The 18,345-nt window shown below is 72.0% G+C and carries 13 protein-coding genes; 11 read left to right on the top strand and 2 right to left on the bottom strand.

Annotation, left to right across the window (positions count from 1 at the left end):
- Positions 1–70: 70 nt before the first annotated feature.
- Both BKI49_RS29790 and BKI49_RS29795 read left to right on the top strand, forming a co-directional pair.
- Entirely contained in the window at positions 71–706 is a 636-nt protein-coding gene (locus BKI49_RS29790) for a hypothetical protein (RefSeq protein WP_257005008.1), read from the top strand.
- A 155-nt stretch (positions 707–861) separates the two neighbouring features.
- On the top strand, positions 862–2,046 hold the full coding sequence (locus BKI49_RS29795; RefSeq protein WP_095937356.1) for a glycoside hydrolase family 6 protein: 1,185 nt from the start codon (positions 862–864) through the stop codon (positions 2,044–2,046).
- Between the two features lie 153 nt (positions 2,047–2,199).
- Here the strand turns inward: BKI49_RS29795 and BKI49_RS29800 are convergent, their stop codons facing one another.
- Positions 2,200–2,688 carry an SRPBCC family protein gene (locus BKI49_RS29800; RefSeq protein ID WP_095937357.1) on the bottom strand — a complete coding sequence of 163 codons (489 nt, stop codon included), beginning with the start codon at positions 2,686–2,688 and terminating at the stop codon, positions 2,200–2,202.
- A gap of 126 nt (positions 2,689–2,814) precedes the next feature.
- Here BKI49_RS29800 and BKI49_RS29805 point away from each other — a divergent pair, with 126 nt between their 5' ends.
- The 3 genes from BKI49_RS29805 (at position 2,815) to BKI49_RS29815 (ending at position 5,666) form a co-directional block, all read left to right on the top strand.
- Positions 2,815–3,825 carry a DUF2278 family protein gene (locus BKI49_RS29805; RefSeq protein ID WP_095937358.1) on the top strand — a complete coding sequence of 337 codons (1,011 nt, stop codon included), beginning with the start codon at positions 2,815–2,817 and terminating at the stop codon, positions 3,823–3,825.
- Positions 3,826–4,070: 245 nt separating this feature from the next.
- Positions 4,071–4,259, top strand: coding sequence for an H/ACA ribonucleoprotein complex subunit GAR1/NAF1 (locus tag BKI49_RS29810; protein WP_095937359.1), 189 nt, complete (start codon positions 4,071–4,073; stop codon positions 4,257–4,259).
- A gap of 192 nt (positions 4,260–4,451) precedes the next feature.
- The gene (locus tag BKI49_RS29815; protein ID WP_095937360.1) at positions 4,452–5,666 is read left to right on the top strand and encodes a cytochrome P450 family protein; all 1,215 of its coding nucleotides are present in this window, start codon (positions 4,452–4,454) and stop codon (positions 5,664–5,666) included.
- A gap of 165 nt (positions 5,667–5,831) precedes the next feature.
- Here BKI49_RS29815 and BKI49_RS29820 read toward each other — a convergent pair whose 3' ends face one another.
- Positions 5,832–6,599 carry a polysaccharide deacetylase family protein gene (locus BKI49_RS29820; protein WP_095937361.1) on the bottom strand — a complete coding sequence of 256 codons (768 nt, stop codon included), beginning with the start codon at positions 6,597–6,599 and terminating at the stop codon, positions 5,832–5,834.
- Positions 6,600–6,978: 379 nt separating this feature from the next.
- On the opposite strand from BKI49_RS29820, the gene BKI49_RS29825 reads away from it, so the two are divergent.
- The 6 genes from BKI49_RS29825 to BKI49_RS29850 all read left to right on the top strand — a co-directional run bounded on the left by BKI49_RS29825 (position 6,979) and on the right by BKI49_RS29850 (position 18,343).
- Positions 6,979–8,649 (top strand): NAD(P)/FAD-dependent oxidoreductase, encoded by a 1,671-nt coding sequence (locus tag BKI49_RS29825; RefSeq protein ID WP_095937445.1) that lies wholly within the window; start codon positions 6,979–6,981, stop codon positions 8,647–8,649.
- A 129-nt stretch (positions 8,650–8,778) separates the two neighbouring features.
- Positions 8,779–10,455: an NAD(P)/FAD-dependent oxidoreductase gene (locus tag BKI49_RS29830; RefSeq protein ID WP_218835052.1), complete on the top strand. Its 1,677-nt coding sequence runs from the start codon at positions 8,779–8,781 to the stop codon at positions 10,453–10,455.
- Positions 10,456–10,666: 211 nt separating this feature from the next.
- Positions 10,667–11,887: an MFS transporter gene (locus BKI49_RS29835; protein ID WP_095937447.1), complete on the top strand. Its 1,221-nt coding sequence runs from the start codon at positions 10,667–10,669 to the stop codon at positions 11,885–11,887.
- A gap of 305 nt (positions 11,888–12,192) precedes the next feature.
- Complete coding sequence (locus BKI49_RS29840) at positions 12,193–16,098, top strand: non-ribosomal peptide synthetase (protein ID WP_095937362.1); 3,906 nt, start codon at positions 12,193–12,195, stop codon at positions 16,096–16,098.
- Complete coding sequence (locus tag BKI49_RS29845) at positions 16,095–17,417, top strand: ATP-grasp domain-containing protein (protein WP_095937363.1); 1,323 nt, start codon at positions 16,095–16,097, stop codon at positions 17,415–17,417. The genes BKI49_RS29840 and BKI49_RS29845 overlap by 4 nt, the downstream gene beginning before the upstream one ends.
- Positions 17,414–18,343: a peptidase gene (locus BKI49_RS29850; RefSeq protein ID WP_095937364.1), complete on the top strand. Its 930-nt coding sequence runs from the start codon at positions 17,414–17,416 to the stop codon at positions 18,341–18,343. The genes BKI49_RS29845 and BKI49_RS29850 overlap by 4 nt, the downstream gene beginning before the upstream one ends.
- The last annotated feature ends 2 nt before the right edge of the window (positions 18,344–18,345 follow it).

Here is an 18,345-nt window from a genome sequence, read left to right on the forward strand (position 1 = left end):
GTGGCCGGTGGCATCGGCCCCCCGGGGTGCGGGGCGCCATCGGGTCAACGGCACAGCGGGGGAACGCAAGGTGAGTGGGTCGGCAACCGAACAGGGCCGCATCGGAGGGCGAGACACGCCGGAAGGCCGCTGCCTCTCGCCGATCGCGACCGCGGTACTGGGAGTCCTCCTCCTGGCCGACGTCGTGTTCGTGTGCGGAGCCCTGGTGAGTCTGTGGCCGGTGGTGCTCGAACTCGTCCAGCCCGGCGCCGACGTCGGCGCAGGGCTGCCGTGGTCGCCCTTCGGCCTGGCGCAGTGGTCGCTCACCCCTGACAGCGCGATGCTGGTCGCGGTGATTCTCTGCAGCGCCCTGGGCAGCTTCGTCCATGCGGCCACGTCCTTCGCGACCTATGTGGGCAACAGACGGCTGTATGCGAGCTGGTTGTGGTGGTATCTGCTCAGGGCCGGCATCGGGGTGGCACTGGCCCTGCTGGTCTACTTCCTGTTGCGCGGCGGCCTCTTCGCCGGGAGCTCGGGGGCCGGGGCGACCAATCCGTACGGCTTCTCCGGCATCGCGGGTCTGTGCGGTCTGTTCTCCAAGCAGGCGACGGACAAACTCCGGGAGATCTGCGACACGGTCCTGAGCACGACCAGTGACGGCGACCGTGACCGACGGGACAAACTGGCCGTGGCTCAAGACGGCGAACCTCACACGCGCGGTACGTGACCCGTACCTGACGGGCGTCACGGGCAGGTGGCCCCGGCCCGGTGCGACGGGCCTTTCTCGTGCAGGCGTATTGACGCGAGCGTGGCCTTCGATGACGCTCGTGGGAGCGCTCCCGCAAGTCCCTCGTGACCGTTGCGCATCAGGAGTGAACCCCTATGAGACGTGCCCCCACCTGGCTCGCCGCCCTCTCGCTCGGACTGACGGCCCTGTTCGCCGCCCCGTCCGCGCAGGCCGCCGACACCGCCGGGCCGGCCGCCGGCCGCGGCCCCTCCCTGTACGTCCCCGACGCCAACCCGCAGGCGTACCGGCAGGCCTACGAACTCGCCCGCCAGGGCAAGTTCCTGGACGCGGCGGGCATCCTGGCCATGGTCGACACGCCCCAGGCCGTCTGGTTCGGCGACCAGACGCCCGCCCAGGTGGAGCACATGGTCCGCCAGGTCGTCCGGGACGCCGACGAGGACGACGCCGTCCCCGTGCTCGCGCTCTACAACATCCCCGGCCGCGACTGCTCCAACTACTCCGCGGGAGGGGCCGCCGACACCGCCGAGTACAAGGAATGGATCGACGCCGTGGCACGGGGGATCGGCAGCCGGGACGCGATGGTCACCCTGGAGCCCGACGCCCTCGCGCTGCTGCCGTCGGACTGCGGTCAGGACGACGCGCAGGGCACGAAGACCGCCGCGCGCTACCTGGAGGTCAACTACGCGGTGGACCACCTGGAGCCGCTGCGCGGAACCCGCGTCTACCTCGACACCGGGCACCCCGGCTGGCACACCGTCGACTCCATCGTGCCGCGCCTGATCAAGGGCGGTGTCGGGCACGCGTCCGGCTTCTACACGAACGCCTCGAACTACAACACCGACGACGCCAACTCCTGGTACGGCAAGCTGATCTCCTCGTGCATCGCCTACGTGGGCGCGGGCGGCGACGTCGCCGCCTGCCCGAACCAGTGGTGGCCGCGGTCGGACGCGCAGGCCTGGCTCGACGCGAACGTGCACACGCCCCCGTCCCGGATGACGCACTTCGTCACCGACTCCAGCCGCAACGGGCAGGGCCCCTGGACACCCCCGGCCGGCACCTATCCGGACCCGCAGGACTGGTGCAATCCGCCGGACCGCGGTCTGGGCACCCGGCCCACCCTGCGCACCGGCGACCCGTTGCAGGACGCCCGGCTGTGGATCAAGACGCCGGGCGAGTCGGACGGGCTGTGCCTGCGCGGGACGCCGGGGCCTCAGGACCCGGAGCGCGGGACGGTCGACCCCGAGGCGGGCGACTGGTTCCCCGAACAGGCCCTGGAACTGGTGCGGTTCGCCAACCCGCCGGTCCTGCCGCGGAGCTGAACCTCCGGCGTGAACCCCTGGTCCCGCCCGCCCAGGGCCTGAACGGCTCAGGCGGTCCGGTCCTCCCTGCCCACGGCCCGATCGGCTCAGGCCGTCCGGTCCTCCCGTCCGGTCGGTCTGTCCGGCCGATCCGTCCCCAGGTGCGCGGGCGCCTCAATCGGTCCGCAGCAGCCCGTCGACCGCCCGCCCGAACATCCAGCGAGCCGTCCGGTGCAGCGGGCGGTCGGCCGCCCCGGGCAGCCATCGCACGCTCAGGTCCTCCCGCCACACCACCCGGGAGCCGGCGGCGGGGTGGTCCGGTGCCCGCACCGGGCCGGGCGCCTCCGGCCGCTCCCGGGAGGCCGGATGCACCTCGATCTCCGCCCATCCCGTCACGAAGGTGCCGAGCTTCACGAGCCGGCACCGTCCCGGCCGCCCCTCCGAGGGCGGCTGCCAGGTGACGACCTCCATCGGATCGTCGAACGCCAAGGGCCCTATGCCCGACCGTGCCACGAAAACCGTGCCCACCCGGGTCGGCGGCGGCGTGCGTACGGTGACGCGGGTCAGCGGCACGACGGCCGCGTGCCGCGGCCAGTCGGTCAGACGGCGCCAGCTCTCCTCGACGGAGTGCGGGACCGAGCGTTCGAACACGAAGAGAACCACGGTGTGATCGTAGGCCCCGGACGGGAGATGAATTATTGCGCAACCACCCGAAATGGGGCGCCATCGCCCCTACCATTCCCTCAAGGGGACGCACAGTGCCGCCGTCCCCAGGGGGAGTTGGTGACCATGCCGCTGAAGGCGTACGGCGTACTGATCACACGGGCGGTCGACACCCGACGGGAGGGTTCCGTCGACACCCCGCACTACCAGATCCATCTGACGGACGATCAAGACGTCCACTACCGTGCCGCCGTCAACATGAAGTCTCAGGAGCGGCCGTCCGAGCTGCTCTACCTCGTGGACGACGACCTGCACCACCCGGTCACCGGACGGCTGGAAGGCCTGCCGTCCGGCTGGAACGCGCTGCCGTCCGGCCCCGGCGGCCCGAATCTCGACTTCGTCCGCGGCAACCTCTTCGACCCGGCGCGGATGCGCCCGCTGCCGCCCGACGCGCAGGGCCCCGACAACGACCTGGCGGACCTCCTCGACCACTACGTCAGGCGCGCCGTGGACGACCCGGCCGCCCGGGTGTACCTCTTCGGCGAACGCTTCGGTCCCGAGCCGGCCGTCAAGGACAAGATCTTCGGATTCCTGCCCGGGAACGGCGTCCACGACATCCATATGAACCAGGGCAACAGCGCCCGCTTCCAGGACGACGACGGTGTCTGGCAGGACGGCGGACTGCTGATCCACTTCCCGGCCCCATCGCGCTGGGTCGGCGTCTTCCTCGCCTTCCAGAGCCAGTCCTGGCACACGGACGACGTCACGGGGCACGCCGTCGTCCCGCCCGACGACTCCGGCCCGGAGGCCGACGACCGGCCGGTGCGCATCGTGGCGGCCCTCGTCAATCCCCGGGGCCCGGCCCCCGAGGCGGAGAACGTCACGCTGCTCAACGCCTCACCCGCACCCGTGGACCTCGCCGGCTGGCGCATCGCCGACCGCCTCGGCCGCACCTGCCCGCTGCCCGCCGGTCCTCTCGCCACCGGTGCGACGCTCCTGGTCCCCGTGTCGGACGGTGTCCAACTGGGCAACAGCGGCGGCCAGATCACTCTCCTGGACGCCCAGGGCCTGAAGGTGCACGGCGTCTCGTACACGGCTCGGCAGGCGGGGCGCGAGGGGTGGACCGTCGTGTTCTGAGGGTCCCGCGGCCCGAACTCTCAACCGGGCGTCCGGGACGCTGAGTTCGTCGTCACGGAACGGCAAGAGCCGGACACCACGGATGTCACAGCGGCGGCGGAGACTCTTCGGCGAGCACCGGCGGCGGCGAGAACGGGTCGCCCTCACGGGGGCGGGCGCGGCATCGTCGCCGCCGGTGCTCGCCCTGGGCCGGATGCGCCGGACGTCGCGCCGCGGCTCGTCGACGTCATCCGACGGGGACGCACATGAGCGAGTACACGCCCCACACCGGTGACCTCGTCTTCGACGAGGCGACGGAGCGGGTCGGCCGGATCGTCGACCACATCGGGCCGCACTGGCAGCTCAGGCCGCCCGGTGGCGGCCGGGAGTGGGACGCCCACGGTCCGCTCCGCCCCGCCACGTCCGCGGAGCGGCCGTCCTGCCCGACGGCGTGAACCCGTCCCTCGAATCCGACAACTCCCGCTTACTCTTGATCAGTTGACGTACCGACCGCACCAGGTCCGTCCGTCACTTGACCTGCCCGCCCCACATGACCTGCCCGCTCCCTGGACCCTCCCCGACCCCTCCACGCTCGCCCGAGACACCGCACCTCGACTGGTGACCCCCACCCCGAGACAGGAGCCCCCGTGCCGGAACAGCCCTATGCCATCGATCCCGCAGGCGCCGATCTCCACGCGGAGGCGGACCGGCTGCGTGAGCGCGGCCCCGTCGCCCTCGTCGAACTCCCGGGCGGGATACGGGCCTGGGCCCCCACCCGGCACGCGGTGCTCAAACAACTCCTGGCCGACGAGCGGGTGTCGAAGGATCCCGAGCAGCACTGGCCGGAATGGATCGACGGCCGGTACCGCGAGACATGGGTCAGTCTCTGGGTCGGCGTGACCAACATGTTCACGGCGTACGGCGCCGATCACCGCAGGCTGCGCAGGCTCGTCTCGCCCGCGTTCACCAAGCGGCGCACGGACGCGCTGAGGCCCCGCATCGAGGAGATCGCCGCCCGGCTCCTCGACCGCATGGCCGAGGCGCCCGAAGGACGGGCCGACCTCCGCAGCGCGTACGCGCACCCGCTGCCGATGGAGGTGATCTGCGAGCTGTTCGGTCTGCCCGAGGACCGACGGGCCGACACCGCACGCCTCATCGAGGCCAACATGGACACCACGATCACCCCCGAACAGGCCATGGCCACCTACCGGGAGGTCCATGAACTGCTCGCCGGACTGGTCGCGTCGAAGCGCGAGCGGCCCGGCGACGACATGACGACCGCCCTGATCGCCGCCCGCGACGAGGAGGGCTCGCAGCTCAGCGAGACCGAACTGATCGACACGCTGCTCCTCGTCATCGGCGCGGGTCACGAGACGACCGTGAACCTGATCGGCAACGCGGTGCACGCGCTGCTCTCCCACCCCGACCAGCTCGCCCGCGTCCTCGCCGCGGAGGTCTCCTGGAGCGAGGTCATCGAGGAGACCCTGCGCTGGGCCCCGTCGATCGCCAACCTCCCGCTCCGGTACGCCGTCGAGGACATCAAGCTGCCCGAGGGCGCGCTGATCCCGCGCGGCGACGCGATCCTGGCGACGTACGCGGCGGCCGGGCGCGACCCGCTGCTGCACGGCGAGACCGCGGGCCGCTTCGACGTCACGCGCGCCGACAAGGAGCACCTCGCCTTCGGCCATGGCGTGCACTACTGCGTCGGCGCCCCGCTGGCCCGCCTGGAGGCGTCCATCGCACTCCCGGCGCTCTTCGCGCGTTTCCCGGACCTGCGGTTCGACGAGTCGGCGGGATCCGCTCGCCTCGCCGAGTCGTTCATCGGCCACGGCCATCGGGTGCTGCCGGTGCGCCTCGGCTGACCGCCGGCCGGGGCGGGCGGGTACGCGGGCGTCCGCCGGAGCCCGCACGTGTTCGTCAGCGCGCGTACGTGCTCACTCGCGCGTACGAGCTCGTCGGCGCGTACGAGCTCAGCCGCGTGTGCGGGCTCGTCGGCGCATACGAGCTCATCGGCCCGTACGCGTTCCTCAGGGCCGGTACACGGTGCCGGGCTCGGCCTTCCCCGGGGCCAGTAGCTGCGGCACCGTCACGAAGACGTACCCGCGCTTCTTGAGCGCGTCGATGATCCCGGGCACCGCGGGCACGGTGCCCGGGTAGAGGTCGTGCAGCAGGATGATCCCGTCCCGGGACGACTGCTGGAGGACGCGCTTCTCTATCAGCGCGGAATCGTTCGTCTGGTAGTCCTTGGCGGTCACGCTCCACAGGACCTCGGCGAGCCCGAGTTCGCGGCTGATCCGGTGCACCGTGTCGTTCGTCCGTCCCTGCGGCGGACGCATCAGTGTGGGCTTGTGGCCGGTGAGCCGCTCTATCGCGTCGTTGGGCCGCTCCAGCTCCTCGCGTATCTGCTCCGACGAGATGCGCGTCAGGATCTTGTGGTCCCAGGTGTGGCTGGCCACCTCGTGACCCTCGTCGGCCATGCGTTTCACCAGCTCGGGGTACTTCTCGATGTGCCGCTTGCCGAGCAGGAAGAAGGTCGCCGGGACCTGCTTCTCCTTGAGGATGTCGAGCAGCCGGGCCGAGTGCTCGCTCGGTCCGGCGTCGAAGGTCAGCGCGATGCACTTGGCCTCGCGGCAGTCGACGGTTCCGAAGCGTGCCTGAACGTCGGTCGCGGCTCCCGCGCGGGCGGTGCTCGGCGCGGTGGTGTGCACGGTCGTGCACCCCGTCAGCGGAAGGGCCAGCGCGACGGCGGCGGAGATCGCCGCGGCCGTACGGAACCTGGTCCCCGGTCTTTTCATCTTCCTGGGCAGAGAAGGCATGTCGCGACTATACATGCGGTGTATACACTCGATGTATAGCCCTTTGTGCTGCGCCGATGCGTGCTCCGGGGTGCCTTCATGAGGTGCTGTGGGAGTGCTGTCGCAGAGGTTCGGCGGGGCGTCGGTGAGGGTGCGCCCGCCTGGTGGCGCCCGTCCGTTCGCCGCCGCCGTCCGCCCGGCCGTTCCCGCTCGGGCGCGAAGCGTCGCCTCCTGTGTGTCGTCCGCCACACCTCGTCCACGTGCCGCTCGCTCCTGGTGAACGGCTCCGACCGGTGCACCCTTTACGAATAAGTCATTGTCTGTAGAATTCTTTCCATCGAGAATTCCTGCACGCCGAGCGGCGGTGAGGCACGTGAACGTGACCGGCAAGGACAGTGCGCGCACGAGGTACGAGGTCGCCGTGATCGGCGGCGGCTTCGCGGGTCCCCTGCTCGCCGCGGTCCTGGCGCGAAACGGGGTGCGGACGCTCCTCGTCGAGGGCGAGGAGGCCCCGCGCTTCGCGGTGGGGGAGTCGATGGTCCCGTACACGGCGGCACTCGCCCGCGTGGTCGCCCGGCGCTACGGCGTGCCCGAGGTCGAACACCTCACCAGCCTCGAAGGCGTGCGGCGCGAGGTCTCGTCCCGCTGCGGGGTGCTGCGCAACATGGGGTTCGTCCACCACCGCCCGCACCTGCGCCAGCATCCCGGCGAGATCTACCAGGTGGTGAACCCCTCCGTCGTACCGCCCGTGCCGCATCTCTTCCGCGAGGACGTCGACGCCCATCTGCTGGGCGTCGCGCGGCGTCGCGGCGCGGACGTGCGCACCGGCTCCGGCGCACGCGTCGAGGGGATCCGGATCGACCCGGACACGGGAGTGAGCCTGCGCACCGCGGCCGGCGAGGAGTTCACCGCGGAGTACGTGGTCGACGCGGGAGGTCGGCACGGACCCGTGGCGCAGGAACTGGGGTTGCGGGAGGAACCGGCCCCGGCGCGTCATCACTCCCGCACGCTCTTCACCCACATGACGGGCGTGACCCCGTACGACGCGACCGTCGCCGGGCGGCTGCACGACCAGCCGAGCCCCTGGCACCAGGGCACCCTGCACCACGTCTTCGACGGAGGCTGGCTGTGGGTGATCCCCTTCGACAACCACCCCCGGTCCACGAACAGCGTGTGCAGCGTCGGGCTCACCCTCGACGCCCGCAGGCACCCGGCCCGCGGCCTCGCGCCGCAGGAGGAGTTCGACCGGCTGCTGGCCCGGTTCCCCGACCTGGCCGAGCAGTTCCGGCACGCCGCGCCCGCCCGGCCGTGGACCGCGACGGGCCGGCTGCAGTACTCCTCGAAGCGCGTCGTCGGCGACCGCTACTGCCTGGCGTCCCACACCGCGGGTTTCGTCGACCCCCTCTACTCGCGCGGTCTCGCCCACAGTCTGGAGGTCGTCAACGCCCTGGCCCGCCGCCTGATCGACGCGGCGCACGACGGCGACTGGTCCACCGGGCGGTTCCAGTACGTCGAGGACCTCCAGCAGGCCCTGTTCGACGCGCACGACGACCTGGTGTACGCGTCGTTCGTCTCCTTCCGCGACTTCGAGCTCTTCAACGCCGTCGTCCGGACCTGGACGGTGAGCACCGTGCTCGGTGCGCTCGCCGTGGAGAACGCCTGCGCCGCGTACGGCAGGAGCGGCGACGACGCCGTCTTCCGTGACCTGGAGCAGACCCGGCACCCCGGATCCCCGCTTCCCGGCAGCGCGCACTACAACTCCCTCGGCCCCTTGACCCGCACCCTGTGCGAGGAGGTCGAGGCCGGCACGCGCACGCCGAAGGAGGCGGCGGACGGGATCTTCGACGCCATCGGGCGGGCCGACTACCTCCCGCCGTCGCTCGGCCTGGGGGACCCGGACGACCGGTTCTTCCACAACACCCCGGCGCGTATCGCGCGTGCCGCCCGCTGGGTGCGAACCGACGCGCCCGACGAGATCGGCGCGCTGCTCAAGGGCGCCATGGGAGGGCTGATCCGGGAGCGGCTGCGCGGCGTGCGCCGTCCCGGGTGACCCGGCGGGTGCCTTCCGGGTCACGACCGGAAGGCACCTCCCGGGCCGCTCCGGCGGACCGGGCCGGAGCCGCGCCGTCGACGCGGACCGGCCGCTGTCCTGTCCCACCCGACGACAAGGAGACCGTACGTGAACGCAACGGGCACATCTGAGCTGGAGAGGGAGACGTACGACGTGGCGATCCTCGGATCGGGCGTCGCCGGCTCCCTCCTCGGCGCGATCCTGGCCCGGCACGGGACCAAGGTCCTTCTGCTGGACGCCGGTTCGCACCCCCGGTTCGCCATCGGCGAGTCGACGATCCCGTTCACCCTGGTGTCGCTGCGCACCCTCGCGGAGCGCTACGACGTGCCGGAGATCGCCGCGCTCGCCTCGTTCACCGACACCACCCGAACGATCGGGCCGCGTTTCGGCGTCAAACGGCACTTCGGGTTCCTGCTGCACCACGAAGGCGCTCCGCAGAACCCGCGCGAGGTCAACGAGTTCAACACTCCGCCCCAACTGCTGCACGAGGCAGCCCACTTGTTCCGCCAGGACACCGACTCCTACCTCTTCCAGGTGGCGGTCAAGTACGGGTGCAAGGCGCGCCAGAACTTCTTCGTCACCGACATCGACTTCGACGGCTCGGGTGTCACCCTGGCCGGGCGCGACGGCGAGTACCGGGCGCGCTACCTGGTGGACGCGAGTGGCTTCCGCTCCCCGGTCGCCGACAAGTTCGGGCTGCGCGAGGACCCCTGCCGGTTCAAGCATCACTCCCGCTCGATCTGGAACCACGTCGTCGACCTGACCCCCACCGACCGGCTCTTCGACCACCTTCCGGACGGCCAGCGGCCGCCGGTGCCCTGGTACGAGGGCACCGTGCACCACATGTTCGACCGCGGCTGGGCCTGGGTGATCGGCTTCAACAACAACAAGTGGTCCAAGAACCCGCTGTGCAGCGTCGGCATGACCGTCGACCCGCGGCGCTTCCCCAAGCCCGACGGGCTGAGCCCCGAGGAGGACTTCGCCCGGCTCGCCGCTCCCTTCCCGGACATCGTCCGGCAGTTCGAGGGCATGAAGGCGGTGCGGGAATGGACCTCCACGGGGCGCCTGCAGTACTCCTCGAAGCAGACCGCGGGCGACCGCTGGTTCCTGCTCTCGCACGCCGCCGGATTCCTCGACCCGCTCTTCTCGCGCGGTCTGTCCAACACGACCGAGGCCCTGAACGTGCTGGCCTGGCGGCTGCTGCGGGCCGTCCAGGACGACGACCTCTCCGGCGAGCGGTTCGCCCCGGTCGACCGGCTCCAGCAGTCGCTGTTCGACTACAACGACTCGCTCGTCAACTCGGCCTTCATCTCCTGGTGCGACTACGACCTGTGGAGCGCGGTCTTCAGGATCTGGGCGTGGGGCGCCAACGCGGGCGTGTACCGGATGCAGAGCGCGCTCACCAAGTTCCGCAAGGACGGCCGGGACCGCCACTTCGTGGACCTGGAGGACGTCCCGTACCCCGGTCTGTACTGGCCCGACCACGACGGCTTCGCCGAGTTGTACGAGACGATGGTGAAGCAGTGCGAGGCCGTGGAGGCCGGCTCCGTGACCGCCGAGGACGCCGCCGACCTCCTGTACGAGCGGCTGCTGGCCGCCGACTTCGTGCCCAAGCACTTCGGGTACGCCGAGCGCGAGGTGCGTTTCCTGAACCCGCGGCCCAAGACCCTGCTGAAGATGCTGCGCTGGGCGGCCACCGACGCCGACCCCGTCGTCCGCCGGCTGGTCATGGAGAACGGCCGCGAGGCCGTCAAGGCGAGGCTGAAGGGGAGCAAGCTGTTCTGACGCCGCACAGTTGCCGACGAGCCGTCAGGGTTCGTTGTGGCGCGAGGGTTTGCCGTCGAAGTCAACGTGTGTAGAATTCAATGCGTACGGAATTGGCGTGCCCCACAGGGAACCCGTTCCGGAACCCATCGTTGGCAATGGCGCTGAACGAGAGGTGCGCGGTGATGTCGGAGATCCTGACGTGGCGTGGACGGCACGGGACGGTGCGACCGTGACGGGCCGGATCCTCCCGCCGCGCGGCCCCGCCCGCACCCTCACCGGAATCACCCTGGTGCACACCATGGGCCAGGGTCTGTGGATGGCGCTGAACGCCGTCTATGCGACAGCCGTACTCGGGCTGTCCCCGGGCCAGTTCGGGCTCGGTGCCGGGGCCGCCGCCGCGGTGGCCCTGGCGCTGAGCACCCCCACCGGACATCTCGCCGACCGGGTCGGGCCGCGTGCCGTGCAGATCTGGTCCTTCCTGGCCCTCGGGCCGCTGACCGCCGCCCTCCTGTTCGTCGACGGATTCGGCGCCTACGTGACGGTGATGTCCGTGCAGGCGGTGGCCTACAGCGCCAGCCGGAGCGCCCGCATGGCCATGATCGCCGGACTGGTGCCGGCCGCGGAGCGGGTCACCCTCCGCGCCCGACTGCGCGCCGCCGCCAACGTCAGCGTCTCCGTCGGCGCGGGAATCGCGGGCGCCCTGCTCGCGGTCGGCACCCCGACGGCGTACCGCGGAGCGGTCGTCCTCAACGCCCTCACCTACTTCGGCACCGGCCTGCTCACGCTGCTCCTGCCGGCCGTGCCGCCGCAGCCCGCGCGGCCGGGACCCGCACTCGTCGTCCTGCGCGACCGCCCCTACCTGGCGTTCGTCGTCCTCGACGGGCTGCTCTCCATGCACAACCTCCTCCTGGACGTCGTCCTTCCGCTCTGGGTCCTGCATCACACCCACGCGCCGCGCTGGATGATCGCGGTCATCCTGCTCACCAACACGGTCTCCGTGGTGCTGCTCCAGGTCAGGGCCGCCCGCGGCACCGACGACCCGGCGGGCGCCGCACGTGCCTCGCGTGCCGGGTCCTGGTGTCTGGGCGCCGCCTGCCTGGTCTTCGCGCTGACCGAGGGCGCACCCGCGCTCCTGGCCTCGGCCCTGCTGGTCCTCGGCGCGCTCGTCCACGTCCTTGGCGAGGTCAGACAGTCGGCGGGCAGCTGGGGCATCTCCTTCGGGCTCGCCCCGGACGACGCCCAGGGCCAGTACCAGGGCACCTACGCGATGGGCGCCGACATCGGCAAGATGGCCGCGCCCGCCCTGCTGACCTGGCTCGCCGTCGAGCACGGCACGGTGGGCTGGGTGGTGATGGCGGCCGGCTTCGCCGCGCTCGGCTCCGTCATGCCGGCAGTGGTGGCGCTGGCCCGACGGCGCAGCAAGGAGCGCTCCGCCCCGGCCATGGCGTGAGCGACCCCGCGTCGTACGCCCCGACGGGCGCCCGGAGTCCCGGGCCGTGCGGCACACCACGCCGGGCTCTCCTTCACCGAAGTCCCTTCCCCCGGACGACCGTTCGAGCCGGTCGCCGCCCGCTCCGCGCCGGTACGTGATCCCGTGCCGGGTGCGCGCCGTGCCCTGCCCCGGAGACGGTACGCGCGAGCGCAGGGGGCGGCACGCGGCCCCGGCGTCTTGCGGCGTGCCTGCCGGCCGCTCCCGGAAGTCATCACCACCCCACAAGTCCCGTAAGAAGACGAGGAGTTCAGCCCGTGGATGACATGCCTGCCGCAACCGGGCGCCCGGCTCGGCGGCCGGAGTCCGCCGCCGGCGCCGCACCGCCCGCCCTCCGGCTGCCCGTCGCCCGCGGCGACCGGGACGACACCGGCGCCCCCCGAGCCGCGCACTCCTGGTCCTCGGACGCCCGCACACCCTCGGACGCCGGCACGGACGCCGCCGCACTGCCCCTGGCCGCATTCGCGGCCCTGCTGCACCGCTACAGCGGGCAGGGCGATCTCGCCCTCGGCCTGGCGGGAGCACCCGGCCGTGTCGTCGTGACGCTGCGGTCGAGGGCCGGGGCGGACACCGGCCTCGCGGACCTGGCAGCGTCGCTCGCGAAGCAGTGCCACGCGGCGCCCCCGACGGCCCGGACGGCGCACGGCACCGCCGAACCCGGCGACGAGGGGCAGCCCACGCCCGCCACGACCGCCGTGGGGCGACCGGCTCCGCACCGCGTCGACAGCCTCGGCGGCGGGCTGCGCGTCGGCCTCCTCGACGGCACGGCGGACGGCACGGGTGACAGCCCACAACACCGTCTGCCCGAGGCCGGGTTCGACCTGCTGCTCGAACTCGGCGCGGACGGCTGCCGCACCCTGCACTACGACACGGCGCTCTTCACGCCCGAGGTCGTGGCGCGCATCGCCGCCAACCACGAGGCCCTGCTGCTGGACGGCGTCCGCCGCCCCCGTACCCCGGTCCACGCACTGCGCCTGTCCGAGCGGGAGACCCGCTTCCTGCTGGACGAGGTCAACGCCACCGCCCGCCCCTACCCGGACGACAGCCCCCTGCACACCCACGTCGAGGCGCAGGCGGCCCGCACCCCCGACGCGCCCGCCGTGGAATGGCGCGGCACCGTCCTCACGTACCGCGAACTCGACACCACGGCCAACCGCATCGCCCGCGCCCTGCTCGCCCACGGCCTCACCCCCGGTGCGCGCGTCGGCGTCTCGACCGCTCGCTCCCACCACACCGTGTGTCTGCTGCTGGCCCTGCACAAGGCGGGCTGCGCGTACGTGCCGCTCGACCCCGCCTATCCCGCGGACCGGCTCGCCGCCATCGCCGCCACCGCCGGGATGGCCGCCGTGGTCCACGACGACCCCGAGGTCGGGGAGCGGATCGGCACGGTCGTCGCCACCGCCCTGCCGTGGGACGAGCTGTGGGAGAAGTCCCGGGGCGAGCGCCCCGACCCCCCTGACGTCGCCGTGGGCGCCGCGGCCGCGACCCACTTGATCCACACCTCCGGATCGACCGGCCGGCCCAAGGGCGTGGTCATCAGCCACCGCAACGTGATGGCCCTGCTGGCCTGGGCGTGGGACACGTACACACGGCAGGACGTCGACCGCGTCCTCTTCGCGACCTCGCTCAACTTCGACCTGTCGGTGTTCGAACTGTGGTGCCCGCTCACCATGGGCGGCTGTGTCGTGGTCGCCGACAACGTGCTCGCGCTGACCGAGGACGACACCCTGCGGCCCACCCTCGTCAACACCGTGCCCAGCGCCCTCAACGTGCTCCTCCAGCGGGCCGCCGTCCCGCCGTGCACCGCCGTCCTCAACGTCGCGGGCGAACCGCTCTCCAGGGAACTCGTCGACGCCGCCTTCGAGAACACCTCCGTCCGACGGCTGTTCAACCTGTACGGACCCTCCGAGGACACCACGTACTCGACGTGGAAGTCCTTCACCGGCCCGGTCCGCGAACAGCCCACCATCGGTGTTCCCCTTCCCAACACCGTCGCGTACGTGCTCGACCCGGAGGGCCGCCTCGTTCCCCGCGGCGCCATCGGCGAACTCCACCTGGGCGGAGCCGGGTTGTCCTCCGGGTACCTCGACGACCCGGAACGCACCGCGGCGGCCTTCGTGCCCACCCCCGCGCACCTGGCCGGAGCGCCCGTGCGCACCCTCTACCGCACGGGCGACCTGGTCCGCTGGACCGAGACCGGCGAACTGCGCTTCATGGGTCGCGCGGACACCCAGGTCAAGGTGCGCGGCTTCCGCATCGAACTCGGCGAGATCGAAGCCGTACTGCGCCAGGCCGTCGGCCTGCGCGACGTGGCCGCCCTCGCGGTCCGCCGCGGCGACGACACCCTCCTCGTCTGCTACGCCGGCCTGGAGGGCGATCCCGTCACCGTCGACGACATGTCCGCCCTGCTGCGCCGGAAGCTGCCGCACTACATGCAGCCCGCGAAGATCGTGGTCGAGGACCGGCTGCCCCGGCTGCCCAACGGCAAGGTCGACCGCAAGGCCCTCGCCGCCCGCACCGTCGACTGGGGTCCCGCGCGCGACACCGCGCACACGGGCGACGGCGGCACGGCCCGCGACCCCGAGCAGGCCGCCGTCGCCCGGGTGTGGGGCGACCTGCTCGGCCTCTCCACGCTCTCCCCGGACCTCGACTTCTTCACCGTCGGCGGGCACTCCCTGCTCGCCACGCTCCTCGCCGCCCGCCTGAGCGACGAGAGCACGGCCGTGATCCGTGTCGCCGACATCCACGAGAACCGCACCCTCGGGGCCCAGGCCGAACTGCTGCGCCGGGCCCGGGTACGCACCCCCGACGCGCATACCGCCACCGGCACCGCCGAGCGCCTGCGCGCCGTCGCCCACACCCTGCACGAATCCGCCCGGGGCCACGGCATCCCCGCCGCCGCGGCGGCCGTCTACGCGGACGGGGCACTTCAGTTCACCTACCACGGCACGGACGACACCGAAAGCGGCCCGGCTCGCTCGGCCGCCTCCCGGCAGCGCGTCACCTGTGTCACCAAGGCACTCCTCGCCTTCGTCGCACTCCGCCTCGTCGACCGGGGACTCGTCGGCCTCGACGAACCGCTCGACGGTCGACTGCCCCGCGCGTGCGCCCGCCGTGACGGCCGCACCATTCCACTGACACTCCGTCACCTGCTGTCCCACACCAGCGGGATCGACGACTCCTACGAGGTCTGGCACGACACCCGGCTGCCGGACCTCGACACCTACCTGGCCGGCTTCCGCGCCTACGGGCAGCTCTTCGAACCCGGCAGCGTCTTCGCGTACTCCGCCTGCGGCACCTCCATCGTCGCCGGTCTCATCGAGAACCTGCTCGGCATCCCCTGGCGACGCGCCCTCAACGACCTCCTGCTCACCCCCCTCGGCATCACCCCGGTCCCGGAGAGCGGGACGGCCGAATCCCACTACGGCACCGTGGCCACCGGATACCTGTGGAACGAGACGGACCGGCGCTACGTACGACACGAACCGGGGCCGCAGACCATCGCCGACGACGCCGCCGGATCCTTCTCGGTCTGCCTCACCCTCCCCGAACTCGCACGCATCGCCCTGCTCGCGCTGCGCGACGGCGTCACCGAGAGCGGCGAGCGCCTGCTGTCCGCCGAACTCGCCACCCAGATGCGCACCCCGCAGATCGACGTGCCCGGCCACCACTTCATGCACGCCTGGGGACTCGGCTGGCTGATGTTCGGGCCCAGCGCCTTCGGCTTCAACTCCAACGGCAGCGGCCACCACAACTTCATCCAGATCTTCCCCGAGGACCGGTCCTTCCTCCTGCTCCTCACCAACGCCTACCCCGCCTTCGGGCTCTACGAGGACCTCCTGCGCGCCTTCACCGGCGAGGGACTCGTCCGCACCGGACGCACCTTCGGCACGCCCCTCGACGACTGCGTGGGCGTCTACGCCTCCGACGGCTACCGGCTCGACGTCCTGCCCGGCCCGGAACACCTCCGCTACGCCTACTCCGAGCGCCGGCGAGACGGCGACTGGCAACTCCTCGACGAGGGAGACCTCGTGTCCTCCGGCGCCGGCGGCTTCACCTCCATGTCCGAGCGGAACATCCTCGCCGGCTCCATCTCCTTCGTCCCCAGGCCCGGAACGGACACCCCGGGCTACGTACGCATAGGCCAGCGATTCACAAGGAAGGTCCGATGACAGACCCAGCCAGCGGGCACCCGGCCGTCGCGCACCCCACCGGTGCGCGCACCCCGCGCGGATCCCGACACGTGGTGTTCGTGACCTGGAAGACCGGCAACGCCCCCGCCTTCCGGGCGGCCGCGCGGCTCGGCCACGAGGTGACACTCGTCCGGTCGCTGCGCATGGAACGCGCCCAGCACATCGACTTCACCGCCTCGCCCTACCGGCAGGACGTCGACACGGTGCACGTCCTCGACGACGCGACCGACGAGGCGTCGCTGCGGGCCTGCCTCCACGCCATCCACCGTGAGCGGCCGATCGACGCCTTCGTGGCCACGGTCGACGCCCTCGTCGTGCCGGTGGCCCGCATCGCCGACGAGCTCGGCGTCCCGTTCACCAGCGCGGACGGCGCCGCCACGGCCAAACTCAAGCACCGCTGCCGCGAGGTCCTCGCCGCGGCCGGCGTCGACGACACCCGGCACGCCGTCGTCACCGACCACGCCGCGGCCGCCGCGTTCGCCGCCGGGACCGGCTATCCCGTCGTCCTCAAACCGGCGAGGGGCTCGGCCAGCGAAGGAGCGCACATCGTCCCCGACGCGGACCGCATGCGGGAACTGTGGCAGAACATACGGCCCGGCCGAGCGCCCTACCAGGACGGCGTGCTCGTCGAGCAGTACCTGACCGGACGGTTCCTGTCCGCCGAACTCGGCCTGTCCCACGGACGTTTCCTGCGGCTCGCCGTCAGCGAGCGCAAGACCTGGCACCGGCACGAGGCGCTGGAGGTCGGCACCACGATCCCCGCCGCCATCGACGCCGACACGTACGAGCGGGTCATGGCCTTCGCGGAGTCCGTGGTCTCGGCCGTGGGGCTGCGCCTCGGCATCTTCCACGTGGAGATCATGCTGGCGGACGACGGGCGGCCCCGGCTCATCGAACTCAACCCCCGTCTGATGGGCTCCTGTCTGCCGAACCTGTTCCAGCTGGCCGGCGGCGGCGACCCGTTCGAGCTCCTGGTGCGCGTCCACCTCGACGAGGAGGTGGAGACCGGCGACATCGCCTTCGACCGCTACGCGACGGTCCGCTGGTTCGGTGCCGCCGACCCCGTGCCGAGGCCCGCCGACCCGCCGACCCTCGACTGGGCCGCAGAGTACGGCGACGCCCTGCACGCGCTGACCGTGAACCTCCCGGACGCCGAGGTCCTCGCACCCTGCCGGGGCAACCTCGGCAACTTCGGCGAGGTGCAGGTCGTGCACCCCGACCACGCGACCTCCATCGGGGTCGCCGAGGAGATCGTCGCCAGGGCGGCGGCCCAGCTCGGCATCGAGGTGACGCGATGAACGCCACGAACGTCCTGTTCGCCCAGACCCGCGCCCAGCTCGACCGGCTCGGCCTGCCCGACCGCGACACCACGCCCGCCGAGGAGTCCGCCCGCACCTTCGAGGACGGGTGCCACTTCCGGATCGAGGTCCCCACCGTCAACTCCGCGCAGGCGGCCGAGACCCTCCTCGCGGAGAGCCGCCGACGGGGCCTGACCGTCAACCGCGTCACCGAGACCCGCGGCATGTACCGGCACACCGCCGGCGAACTGCGCGCCTACGCACAGCTGGGGGAGGAGTACGGCGCCCAGATCCTGATGTCGGTCGGCCCCCGCGCCCCGTACGACATCGGAGCGGGCGTCCAGACGCCCGAGGGCGCCCGCATCGGCTACCGGCTGCGCGGCCAGGAGCAGGTCGTGCGTGCCGTCGAGGACGTGAAACGGGGCATCGAGGCCGGGATCCGCGGCTTCGTCGTCTACGACGAGGGCCTGCTGTGGGTGCTGCACCGGCTGCGCACCGCGGGCGAACTGCCGGCCGGGATCCATCTGAAGGTCTCCGCGCACTGCGGACACGGCAACCCCAGCTCCGCGCAGATGCTGGAGATGCTCGGCGCCAACAGCTTCAACCCGGTGCGCGACCTTCCGCTGCCGATGATCGCCGCGATCCGCGCGGCCGTGTCGATCCCGCTGGACTGCCACGTCGACAATCCGCGCCTGTCCGGCGGCTTCGTCCGCACCTACGAGGCACCCGAGTTCGTGCGCGCCGCCGCGCCCGTCCACCTCAAGACCGGCAACAGCGCGCTGGAGGGCCACGGCGTCACCCCCACGCCCTGCCAGCTGGAGGACATCCTGCGGCAGATCGAGATCGTCACCGAGTTCCTGGACCGTCATCTGCCGACGGCCCGCCAGACACCGGCCGGGCGCCGTCACGCACCCGTCGCCGGCTGACC

Origin of the sequence: Streptomyces sp. Tue6028 (assembly GCF_002300165.1) — a bacterium.
Lineage (GTDB): Bacteria > Actinomycetota > Actinomycetes > Streptomycetales > Streptomycetaceae > Streptomyces > Streptomyces siamensis.

Coding starts and splice junctions, on each gene's coding strand:
- BKI49_RS29795 (WP_095937356.1), top strand. CDS start 862: ATGAGACGTGCCCCCACCTGGCTCGCCGCCCTCTCGCTCGGACTGACG.
- BKI49_RS29805 (WP_095937358.1), top strand. CDS start 2,815: ATGCCGCTGAAGGCGTACGGCGTACTGATCACACGGGCGGTCGACACC.
- BKI49_RS29810 (WP_095937359.1), top strand. CDS start 4,071: ATGAGCGAGTACACGCCCCACACCGGTGACCTCGTCTTCGACGAGGCG.
- BKI49_RS29820 (WP_095937361.1), bottom strand. CDS start 6,599: ATGAAAAGACCGGGGACCAGGTTCCGTACGGCCGCGGCGATCTCCGCC.
- BKI49_RS29840 (WP_095937362.1), top strand. CDS start 12,193: ATGCCTGCCGCAACCGGGCGCCCGGCTCGGCGGCCGGAGTCCGCCGCC.
- BKI49_RS29845 (WP_095937363.1), top strand. CDS start 16,095: ATGACAGACCCAGCCAGCGGGCACCCGGCCGTCGCGCACCCCACCGGT.
- BKI49_RS29850 (WP_095937364.1), top strand. CDS start 17,414: ATGAACGCCACGAACGTCCTGTTCGCCCAGACCCGCGCCCAGCTCGAC.